Annotated in this window: 5 protein-coding genes and 1 pseudogene; 3 read left to right on the forward strand and 3 right to left on the reverse strand. The window is 47.4% G+C overall.

The annotated features are described in order from the left end of the window. Positions 1-200: 200 nt before the first annotated feature. Positions 201-1,289, forward strand: a complete 1,089-nt coding sequence (locus CYR32_RS13635) for a YagK/YfjJ domain-containing protein (protein ID WP_101825280.1) — start codon at positions 201-203, stop codon at positions 1,287-1,289. Between the two features lie 410 nt (positions 1,290-1,699). Here the strand turns inward: CYR32_RS13635 and CYR32_RS13640 are convergent, their stop codons facing one another. Genes CYR32_RS13640 through CYR32_RS13650 form a run of 3 tightly spaced genes read right to left on the reverse strand, consistent with a single transcriptional unit; the run spans position 1,700 to position 8,654 of the window. Next, positions 1,700-4,948 (reverse strand): type I restriction endonuclease subunit R, encoded by a 3,249-nt coding sequence (locus CYR32_RS13640; protein ID WP_101825282.1) that lies wholly within the window; start codon positions 4,946-4,948, stop codon positions 1,700-1,702. After that, entirely contained in the window at positions 4,945-6,294 is a 1,350-nt protein-coding gene (locus CYR32_RS13645; RefSeq protein WP_101825283.1) for a restriction endonuclease subunit S, read from the reverse strand. The genes CYR32_RS13640 and CYR32_RS13645 overlap by 4 nt, the downstream gene beginning before the upstream one ends. Beyond that, entirely contained in the window at positions 6,294-8,654 is a 2,361-nt protein-coding gene (locus tag CYR32_RS13650) for a type I restriction-modification system subunit M (RefSeq protein WP_101825286.1), read from the reverse strand. Before CYR32_RS13650 ends, CYR32_RS13645 begins: the two co-directional genes overlap by 1 nt. A 372-nt stretch (positions 8,655-9,026) precedes the next feature. Here CYR32_RS13650 and CYR32_RS13655 point away from each other — a divergent pair, with 372 nt between their 5' ends. Further along, positions 9,027-11,063: a hypothetical protein gene (locus CYR32_RS13655; RefSeq protein ID WP_101825289.1), complete on the forward strand. Its 2,037-nt coding sequence runs from the start codon at positions 9,027-9,029 to the stop codon at positions 11,061-11,063. Continuing rightward, positions 11,060-11,611: pseudogene (locus tag CYR32_RS13660) on the forward strand (OmpA family protein); the annotation flags it as partial. The gene CYR32_RS13655 and the pseudogene CYR32_RS13660, both read left to right, overlap by 4 nt.

Below are 11,611 nucleotides of genomic sequence, written 5' to 3' on the forward strand. Positions count from 1 at the left end.
GTTGAGTCGTTAATAAAAGCAGAGCCCCCGCTCTGCTTTTCTCTTTCTGGTGCGGAACCAGATGAAACAAAACCTGGTGTACTCGCTCCTAAAGAATGTAGGTGGTTAAGGCTGTAAAGCCGCGTATGCAAAGGGCTTAGCTTCGCAACTACGGTAAGCCTGACGCAGGATATTTATAATATTTACCCGCTGGATGTTTAATGAATATTGTTCAGAGCATGAATAAGTACGTTTATGACGGTTTAGTCTGGGATGTACTTCCCAATGAGTTAGATCAAGAAAAGAAAATTATGGATAAGCTGTTTGCTCTCAAAGATAAATGCTTTGAACATTCAAGCCGCCTGTTCGCACTTCGTATGGATTTCAGGCTCAATCATTACACAGCCGACAACAGTCCTATCACTCACTTCCACCAGCAGCTCATCCCTGCATTACGCAAGAAATATCCTAAATCACTCATCAGCTATGCATGGGTTCGAGAGCAAGTTAAATCAGAAGCTCAGCACTACCACTACGTTCTCATCATGAATGCGCATCACGTCCGATATGCACCACCGCTGGTGGACCTTATGTCGCAATCATGGGCTAAAGCTACTGGTGGTACTTACTGGTTGCCCCAAAACCCGTGGTACTTGCTTGGCCGTAATGATGCTGATTCCCAAGCTGGATTTATGAAGCGTGTCAGTTATCTCGGCAAGAAAAGAAGTAAAGAAAATACGCCTGCTGGAGTGAAGTGCTATGAAACAGCCCTTCGGTTTCCTAAGCGCATTACAGGAGAAATTAAACCGGAGAAAATTGCAGGCAGTTGGGCAGCAGGGCCTGAACTACAAACTGAAGAAAGCTTTTCAAGTATTGATAAAGAGCCTCTAAAGCAAAGCATTTCACTACCTAAACAGCTCGAAAATTATGGGCTTATACCCGCTTTGCCAGGGAAAGAGCTGTCTACTAACAATCTACACTTGCCACGATCACTCTTTTGGATTTGGCATCGTAACGCGTTTCGTCAGCAGCAGAAAACACTTGGGATTTCAGTTGAGAAGTACATATCTGACAACAGGTTGCAGCAAAAAAGTGCTACAAGACATCTCAAACAAAGAGCTTTCAGTCCATTCTGGAACGAGCATATAGAACGCTACTACTGTTTTTACTGGCCCCTCGGTGCACCTGTTAAGTTGTATTGCGAATTGCATGGGCTGAAGTTCAGCTCAGCCCGGCGTTATCTGGTTAACTTCAACGCCCATAAAATTAAACATAAGAAGTCAAAACAAACGATGGGGTATCAGCTGTAACCATCCAAGGTTTTTACCGAGAGGCGGGATGATTCCTAACTGCGTTTCGGCTATCAGCACATGCTTAAGAAGCAGAAAACTCATGGATAGCATGCTGGCTTCCATGTTCTAAAAAAGATTACAACACTGGTGATCACGATCAAAAAAGTTGTCGTGATCAAGTGATCACTAATAGAGTAATGATCACTGACGCGATCAATAATACGTTTTGCCTTGAAAAAATATTAATTATAAATCAGTAATTTAATTAATAAATGAGGCACTCCAATTGGTACTCAAGTCTTTTGGGTAAGATTTAGAGCGGGGCTGTGCAAGTAAACTTTGATCGCAAGTAGTATGATCGCAGATGGGCAAATATGGTTATGAAAAATGAAATTAGCTTAGTGGGGCTATCATCAGCCCCACATTCCTTAAGCACCTTTCAACATATCAAACACTACGCGTGCAAAGCCTCTGGCCAGCTCCGGATTCGACAGGTACTGCATCATCATCTCCTGATGCGCATCATTACTGTCCATGACAGCATCATCAATGGCTTTCGGGAAATCACCCAACATTGCCTGCTCGCGTGTGTTGTTGGCAATCTGCGTCATTACCGCCTGGTTTTCAGATAACTTATCCCGCACGGTGAAGGCATAGTTGATCATGTCTTTATCGCTAAGGTTATCAGTAATAAACAGGTCGTTTAGGCGCGCTAGGATATTTGAGAGGAACTCCTCTTTCGGGTTCTTAGGCTTTGCCGTGCCTATGTCATTGCCCGGCTTGAGTTTGTATTCTTCGGCATCTTCTTGCAGCTTCAGATGCTGTTCATGGAGCTTTGACAAACGATAATGGCTCATATCCACGTTACTGAGATCAACCTCATCTTCTGCAATCCGCTGTTCATGCAGCATAGGACGCAGGTGTCGGGCAAACAGGCTTAGCTTTTCCAGGTCCTTGTCATCATAGTCAACAATCTGCGACATAAACTCATAGAAGCGGACAAAGCTGCCAAGATCTTTTTTGAAGATATCCAGTTTGTCTTTTTCCTGCTTGCAGGCTTTGAAGGTGTTTTCTGCATTAGTGATCAGCACCACGTCGCCGGTTTTTTTTGTGCGCTCAAACATCTCTTTAGCCAGCACATAAGCATCAATCGCTGAGATGTAACGCTGTTTCCAGCGATCTACCGCAGGCTTGCAGATATTACTGATCGCCGCGCTTGATTTGTTTTTAGTGAAGAACGCCTCACAAAACTGCTCGACTTCATTCCACAGAAAAATGCCGCTGGTACGCAGTTTATCGAACAGCTCAAATACCAGCTGTGGATCGCTGACATCAGTGAGTTCAGCTGTCTGGTAATAGGGCTGGAAAGCATTGAGGATGTCATCTGGCTCGTTCCAGAAGTCGAGCACAAATGTTCCTGACTCTGCTTTGCCCGGATAGGTGCGGTTCAGTCGGGAAAGCGTCTGAACGCATTCTACTCCGCCTAATGCTTTATCCACGTACATGGCACACAATTTAGGTTGGTCAAAACCGGTCTGAAATTTATTTGCCACCAGCATCACCTGATAATCATCGCTATCAAAGGCTTTGCGCATATCCCGCCCTTTTAGACCGGGGTTCATATTGATTTCAGTGAATTTCTGGTTCAGCAGCGCGAGCGCGTTGTGATCGCTTTCAACAAACTCAACTTCCCCTGAGAAGGCCACCATTGCGTTGATTTTCTGGTAATTGTTTTCTGCAATGTATTTATCAAACGCCAGTTTATAGCGCACCGCCGCTTTACGTGAGCTGGTGACGACCATCGCTTTAGCCTGTCCACCCAGCAGATGCATCACATGCTTACGGTAGTGCTCAACGATGACCTTCACCTTCTGCGAAACATTATGCTCATGCAGTGATACCCACTGAGTGAGCTTTACCTTGGCTTTTTTGCTGTCTACTTCGCGGTCCGGATCGTCCAGCTTTTGCAGCAGCTTATAGGCCACCTTGTAGTTGGTGTAATTCTTCAGGACATCAAGAATAAAACCTTCTTCAATAGCCTGGCGCATAGAGTAAACATGGAACGCTTCTGGCTTATTGGTTCTGGAGGCAGGCTCAAGTGGATTAGGGCGACGGCCAAACAGCTCCAGCGTTTTAGCCTTCGGCGTTGCGGTGAATGCATAGTAGTTAAGGTTACTGCTGCCTTTACGCGCGGCAACGGTCGCATCAAGAATATCTTCTGATGACATCACGACATCGTCATCCGCTTCTTCAGTCATCAGTACTTCTTTAAGCTGGCGCGCCGTGGAGCCGCTTTGCGACGAGTGTGCTTCGTCAGCGATTACCGCGTATTTACGCTGCTTGAGGCTGACGCTGTTTTCAATCGCTTTCAAGACAAACGGGAAGGTCTGGATGGTGACGATGATAATCGGCTGCGAGTTTTCTAGTGCGCTGGCGAGTTTTTCCGACTTTGAACCATCGCCTTCTTTGTTGTTGATGCGTCCGACCACGCCATCCTGATGCTCAAACTGGTAGATAGTATCCTGCAGCTGATCGTCCAGCACGGTGCGGTCGGTGACGACAATTACCGAGTGGAACTGCTTCTCACCTTTCGCATCGTACAGCCGGGAAAGCTGGTGGGCAGTCCAGGCGATCGAATTGGATTTACCTGAACCCGCGCTGTGCTGAATCAGGTATTTATTACCGGTACCCTCTTCAACCGCCGCCGTGATCAGTTTGTTCACCACATCCCACTGGTGATAGCGCGGAAAAATCAGACTCTCTTTTTTATACTTCAGCCCCTGCCAGTCTTCTTTCTCTTCAATTTGCAGATGCACAAAGCTGGCGAGAATTTTCAGCAGATTGTCCGGCAGCAAGACCTCATTCCACAGGTAGCTGGTGGCGTACTGGTTGGCATCTTCCGGGATGTCGTTGCCGGCACCACCCTCTTTGGTGCCTTTGTTAAACGGCAGGAAGAAGGTTTTATCGCCATCAAGTCTGGTCGCCATGAATACTTCATACTGATTGACGGCAAAGTGCACCAGCGCACCGCGTTTGAATGTCAGCAGCGGTTCCGCTTTATTCGTCCCGGGGTCTTTTGGCAGACGCGTTTTCTTGTATTGGGTAATAGCGTTTTGCACTGCCTGCTTAAACTCAGACTTCAGCTCCAGTGTGGCAATCGGCAGGCCATTCACAAACAACACCAAATCGATACGCCACTTCTTTGCCTTTACGCCCGTCTCTTCAAACGCGGCGTTTGAAGCGTGCGGGCTATAAACCAGCTCCGGCACAATACGGCAGATATTCTGTTGGTAGCGCGCCAGTGTGTCCGGGTTGAGGTTATGTTCCGGCTTGAACTGACACAGCGAAAAACGTGCGCTATGGCTCTTGATGCCGTGACGCAATACGCCGAGCGTACCGTAAGTGCGTGACAGCATATCGGTCGCGTTGATATCCGCTTTTTTCAGTTGCGCCACCAACGCATCAAGGAAGTGACGCTCGGTGTCGGTGGGATAGATTTTGGCAAACTTCTCCCACTCCAGCGGCTGCGTGGCTTGCACGAAAGTCAGCGCATCCTGTGAATACAGAGCGCGTTCGCGATCGTAGCTATCAGCTTTGCCGACAACCCAACCACGCTCGACCATCTGCGCAATCATCTCATCCTGAAAAATCAGTTCTTTGGTGCTATCCATGCTCATGCGGTAGTCTCCTGTGGCTCCTCAACTTCATGCTTCTCAGGCGCAACCCAGTCACGCACGTCGATTTTTCCGGTTACGGCGGCGGAGATAAGGGCAGTGCGGCGTTCCTGCATCAAAGTAATAACAGAATCTGCTCGTTTTAAGATAGTATCAATTTTTGACAATTCAAAATCTAAATAATTGACGATATCATTTTGTTCAGGTAATGGTGGTATTAACACTTTAAACTTTCGAACTAAATCCGCATTCAAATTCATTTGGCTTGTTTCATTACCACCATCGCGGATAGCGTGATAACCAGCTATAAAATAAAACCTCAGATAAGCATTCGACATCATTGTGCCTGAAGAGATTGCGACACAAGCCTGGTTATAAGTTGCATTAACACCTAATATTGCCACCCTTCCTCTGGTAATTCCTTGACCATACATAGCCATTAATAATGTTCCTGGAGGTGAAATACGTACAGAAGTATTTTTAACTGCGGAGGTGGTTATTTTTTCCTCAGAGGAAAAAATAACATCATAATTAACCTCACCAGTTTTAATCCAATGCACATCTCCATCCCAATAATTAGAGTTTGAACGGTCGGGTGTTGCACCTGTATTAAGCGTGGCGTAATAGCCAAGACTAGATAGTCGCCAATATTCAGGCACGTCCCCCAACCACTCAACACCGGAATCTTTCATCGGCACATCAGGGTTTAGTCCTTTGGTGACGGCATGACTAATCACTGCCTGACGTTTTTCTTTCAGCAGTTCAATCAGTTGCTGTTGCTTCTCGATCAGGTTGTCGATTTTTGCAATTTCGTGATCCAAAAAATTAGCAACTTTTTCTGCTTCACCATGTGGTGGTGCAAGTAAAAATGAGTTTTTTATTAATTCTTGGTTTAATATCTTTGCACCATAGATATTAGTAGACGCATTTTCAATAATAAATATCGGGAGTGCATAGTACAAATATGATAGAGGCAGTTGAGCATGGCTCAAAAATGATGCAATAGCTTCATTTGTATATAGATCACATCCTGCAAATGAAACAGCACCAACCGATAACTTGAAGCTATACAGCAGAGAACCCTTAGGGGTGATATCCATGGATGCTTCTTTCGCAGCTTTATCAGAAATAAATTTTGCTGTAGATGAAATAAATTTATCTTTTAAGTCAGAAATATTGACCCATAGATTATCGCCAATGAAATTAGCATCATTTTTAGTCGGTGGAGTCCAACCAACCTGAAATGGAGCCAGATATTTTACTTTACTTACAGTCCAGCCTTCAGGAATATCCCCCAGCCACTCAATCCCAGAATCCTTATACTCCGGATACGCCTTATACTTAGCCATCAGGAATGCACCTCCTGCAGCAGCTTCATAATCTCGGCGCTGACCGCATCCAGATCGGCATCAATTTCTTCCAGCGGGCGTGGCGGCTGATAAACATAGAAATGGCGGTTAAATGGAATCTCATAACCGACAATCCCCACCTCGCCGTCTTTCGCATCGCGCTTATCGGCGTTGATCCATGCGTCACTAACATGCGGCAGCACTTCAGACTCGAAATAGTTTTCAATCAGATCGCTGGTAGATATTGCCGGATTCAGCGGTACATTCTCGTTATCGCGCAGCTCACCGTCCTGCTCAAACTCAACAACCTTACCTTTGTATTCAAATGCGCCGTACAGCGGCTGAGCGGCTTCCTTCAGCACCTTCTTCACCACCGGCTCGGCATCCGGATTTTTGGTGGTGATGGCGTCGATAAACTGCTTGTTCTCTTTGGTATCCAGCTTCATGCCAGCGGTTTTGATAGCCCCTTTCAGGGTCAGCAAGAACTGGTTGAAGTCGTTGCTCACCAGCGTTTTACCACCCGCCTGCGTACCCAGAGCTGCCTGAATTTGCTGTGCCTTTTCCATTAACCCGCGCTGTGCCAGCCACAGTTTGCTGTCGAGCAGGTCTTTAATCTGTTTCTCTTTCAGCTCGGCAAATTCAGCTTTGATAATGGCGCGCGCTTCTGCTTCAAGCTGGGAGAAATCACCGTAGGTCTCCTCCTGCCACTGGGATGCGAACTCTTCATACAGACGTTCCATCGGCGCGTTAAACGGCTTCGGCGCAAAGCGCAGAGTCGAAATCGCTTCATCCGTGACCTGAGCGGATAAACGCAGCGGGCGTTCAATGGTCAGGCGACGATAGCCAAAGTCAGTGCTGTTGAAGATTTTGCTGGCGAAGGTTTTCGTCGTTTCGGTTTTAGCCGTGGCCGACTGGCGGCCGCGGTTGGATTTCTGCTCTGGTGCTTTTTCCAGACCAAGCTCTTCCAGCGAAGTCGCATCAACCACCTTAAAATCACCAAAAGTCTGCGTAATCAGCCGGATATCGTCTTCACCCATCAGGTTACGCTTGGAGCCCAGCGATTTACGCATTTTTCCGCACAGGTTGGTGCCATCAATCAGCTGCACTTTTCCTTTACGTTCTGCGGATTTCTTGTTTGACAGGATCCAGACGTAAGTTGCGATCCCGGTGTTATAGAACATATCGGTTGGCAGCGCGACGATACCTTCCAGCAAATCAGCTTCCAGAATATAGCGGCGGATTTCACTTTCACCGCTACCAGCACCGCCAGTAAACAACGGCGAGCCGTTGAGGATAATGCCGATGCGACCGCCGTTGCTTACTGAGCCATCAGCATTATGAATGCTGCGCATTTTACTGAGCAGGTGCATCAGGAATAGCAGAGAGCCATCGGAGACACGCGGCAGGCCCGGCCCAAAACGGCCGTTGAAGCCTTTTTGCGAGTGTTCGTCGTTAATCTCACCTTCAATTTTTTTCCAGTCCACACCGAAGGGCGGGTTCGACAGCATATAGTCAAACTGGTCGGCGGGAAGTTGATCGTTTGACAAGGTGTTCCCCAGCTTGATACGGCTGACATCCTGACCTTTGATCAGCATATCGGCTTTACAGATGGCATAGGATTCCGGGTTCAGTTCTTGGCCAAAGGCGCGCATCACGGCATTCGGGTTCAGCTCATGTACGTATTCCATACCCGAGGAGAGAAAGCCGCCAGTCCCCGCTGTAGGGTCATAAATGGTGCGGATAATTCCCTCTTTCGACAGGGCCGCATCATCTTCCATAAACACTAGCGAAGTGGTTAAACGCACGATATCGCGCGGAGTAAAGTGCTCCCCGGCGGTATCATTTGAGCTTTCCGCAAAACGACGGATTAACTCTTCAAATACTAAGCCCATATCATGGTTAGAAATTTTTTGCGGACTAAGATCCGTCGTGGCGAACTTCTTCACCACCTTATACAGCAGATTGGCTTCCTGCAGATGTCCGACAAATTCGCTGAAATTAAAATGCTCGAAAATTTCACGCGCGTCCTTAGAGAAGGATTGAACGTAATTGTTCAAGTTAGACTTGATGTCGTTTTGCCCCATCTTGCCAAGATCCATCTTCGAGGTATTGAAGAAGGACAACCCGCTGGCACGCAGCAAAAACTTCTCTTTTGCCTCTTCCGGCAATGCGATGTTTTGCAGTTTTTCAGCCTCATTGACCACAACGTCTTTAGTCGGCGCTAAGACGCACTCCAGTCGGCGTAAAAGCGTAAAAGGCAGGATGATGCGGCCGTACTGTGATTGCCTGAAATCACCACGAAGCAGGTCGGCCACCGACCAGATAAAGGCAGCAGTTTGCGAGAAATTGTTATCAGACATAAGGATTCCGCGAAAGCGTTGAATATGTAATCTACCGTATGCGGTCGACAACCTGTCGGAACGGCAAACGGTAGATGAACTAAATGAGATGGGCAAAATCATACAGCGCGTGTGCGTGAGTACAAGCAGCAATTGCTTCAAGAGGGACTCCATTCAGGCATCACAAAAGAACGTGAAAACGAACATTTTTAGCTGCTTATCATAAGCCCGAAAAGCACCGCCCTCATCCAAGTTGCTAATTTTAAAGCATTAACTCACCTATAAAGGCTTGACTACGCTATCTATGTTGAAAAATAGATAAGAGTAGAAAAATCTATTAGAGTAATCTTATAAAATAACCCCTTTCTCTTCCTTGTTACTTATGGTGTAAAGATGGATTTCTTACTGGCCCCCGGTGTGCTGGTGCGTAATGGCATTTTGTCTATTGCTTCTATTTTGAAAAATGATGCTGCCCCAGGTTTTGTAACTATCCTGCTGGTCGCTGCGCTTTGCTTTGCCGTTATCCGCTGGCGCAAGCTGGTAAAACGCCGCCGCACTGCTCTAAGCAGTATCCACAGCATTCTCGCTAACACGCCTGAAGATCAGTTCAGCCAACATGTTACTGAAATCGACGCCAGCATTGCTGCAGCAGATAAAACGGAAGAACAAAAAAATGTAGCTGAAGCCTGGTATGAATATCGTGAAACCCACGTGATCGACGATCAGGATGGCACTCTTGTAGTGCGCAATGCGGTCCGTCCAAGCCAGTTTTTTAATCTGGATGACCTGCACTTTACGCAAGGTTTCTGGCGTATCGTTCCAGGATTATTCGTTACGGTAGGCCTGTCCCTGACCTTCCTCGGCCTGATTTCTGCGCTTAATTCGATGAGTACCTCACTGGATGATGGCGGTAGCGCGGCGTTAGAAGGCTTGCTTACCATCGCCTCTGCAAAATTTATCATGTCCCTGACCGGCCTGTGCTGCTCGATTGTCTTTACCATAGTTTTAAGACGCGGTACGTCACATTTGGAAAAAGCGGTACATGGCCTTAATAGCTTGATTGAAAAACGCCTGACTTATATCAGCCTCGAAGATCTCTCTATTCGTCAATTGAAAGCAACAATTGAGAGTCGCGAGCATTTCCGCAAGCTGGGACTGGAGATGGCTGCTGAAATTGGTCGTCCACTACGTGAAGACCTTCCAAGAGCGATCTCAGAATCCATTAGTACTGCTATTACGCCGGTTATCGAACAGGTCAGCCGATTAGGCAATGATGGGGTGGGAGAGATGGTACAAAACCTTTCCTCTCGCTTTTCTGAAGATGTCGGTCGTGCCTTAGCACAAGCCAGTGAACGCATTTCCCTGGCAGGAGACCAGATTAAATTGCTGGCAGAGCGGATGGATCAAAGCTCAGGGAAAATGGGCAATGAGATGGAAAGCGCGATTGGCCGCTTAGGCCAGGCGGTGGAAACGTTGCGTGATGGTATGCAGCAAACGGCAGATACAGCAACATCAGCATTTAATCAGGGTGCCGAAAGCCTGTTGGCAACCATGAATTCAACCTTGCAGGGTATTAAAGACAATACAGGTGAAGGCGCGCGTGCGATGGGCGAAGCCGCTGCAGATATGAAAGCTGCCGCTTTAGGTATTCGTACCGAACTCGAAGCTGCAGCTAAACAGGGGGCTGAAGCAGCTCAGGCACGTATGTCTGAATCAGCGTCACAAGCCAGCAACGCGATAGGCCAGGCTGCAACACAAGTACTGAGTGCTTTTGGCAATACTGCTGGGGAAATTACCAAAGCTACAGAAGCGATGACACAAAAAACCAGCAACGAACTGCTTTCCCCTCTTTCTACTATTGCGGAAAAACTAGAAGGCGTGATGGGCATGCTTGAAGAGACAAGTACGGCCCTACGTCGCGCTTCTGAAGGGATTAAAGATGGAGCGGTCGCCTCGGAAAATGCATCAGGAAGCTTCCGTACCTCAGCGCAATCACTGATCAGTGCTGCCGATCCGATTCGAGCGATGATAGAGCGCATTGAAGTCAGCACGCGCCAATTGCGTGAGAGCAGCGAAAATAGTCTTTCTGCTATTGCCAATGCTGCCAAAACCAATGCTGAGCAGTCTGCAATGACGCTATCTGCGGCTCAGGAAACGTTGGGCGGACAGCATCGGGCGGTTGAATCCACGCTGACTAACCTTCAGTCTTTGATTACGGCTTTACGCGGCCAGGGTGAGCGCCTGGATAACATTGATGAGAAGTTGGGTAAGGCGTTCGATAGCTATCAACAGCAAGTTGCTACATCGGTAGAAACACTCTTCGATCATGTGAAAACAATGCAGTCCGAGCTGATGCCTGCGCTGGACACAATGCAAAGTATTGTTGACCAGGCTGAAAACTTCGCACCGAGACAGGGGCGTATGTCATGAGAGCCAGTGTCGGCCGTAAGCGTTCACATGAAGAGGAAGAGGAATCCGTTTTTGTTTCCATGACAGACATGACGGTCAGCTTTCTTTTTATTGTCATGGTGCTGCTCGCTTTTTTTGCCAGCCGCTACAACGATAAAAATACTGTCCCACGTGATGAGTACGAACAGGCGGTACAAACCCGCGATAAAACCATTGAAGATCTGCGCGCTGAGATTGCGCTACTGAAGCAAGTCGATCCGCTGGAACAATATATGTCGCAGGCTGCTGCTGCCCGACTTAACTTACTTTATCAGCTACGTAATAACCTCAAACGGTCGTTTCCTGACTTGCCGGTCGATGTCATTCCTGAAGAAGGCACATTACGCTTTCAAGGTGAAGGTCTGTTTATCAGCAATAGCTATACGCTAAGTGAAGATAAACGAAAGATTGTCGACGCACTGGCGAAAACGCTTGATTCTCTGCTGCCCTGCTATACCTTCAACCAAAGTGTCGGATGGAATAAAAGCTGTAATCCTTCGTTTGCCATTATTGAAGCAGTGCAGATTGAG

This window comes from Chimaeribacter coloradensis, assembly GCF_002858715.1.
GTDB classification, from domain to species: Bacteria; Pseudomonadota; Gammaproteobacteria; order Enterobacterales; family Enterobacteriaceae; genus Chimaeribacter; species Chimaeribacter coloradensis.

What these genes read in the sequence shown, in the direction of transcription:
- CYR32_RS13635 (WP_101825280.1), top strand. Translation starts at nt 201, where the DNA reads ATGAATATTGTTCAGAGCATGAATAAGTACGTTTATGACGGTTTAGTC.
- CYR32_RS13655 (WP_101825289.1), top strand. Translation starts at nt 9,027, where the DNA reads ATGGATTTCTTACTGGCCCCCGGTGTGCTGGTGCGTAATGGCATTTTG.
- CYR32_RS13640 (WP_101825282.1), bottom strand. Translation starts at nt 4,948, where the DNA reads ATGAGCATGGATAGCACCAAAGAACTGATTTTTCAGGATGAGATGATT.
- CYR32_RS13645 (WP_101825283.1), bottom strand. Translation starts at nt 6,294, where the DNA reads ATGGCTAAGTATAAGGCGTATCCGGAGTATAAGGATTCTGGGATTGAG.
- CYR32_RS13650 (WP_101825286.1), bottom strand. Translation starts at nt 8,654, where the DNA reads ATGTCTGATAACAATTTCTCGCAAACTGCTGCCTTTATCTGGTCGGTG.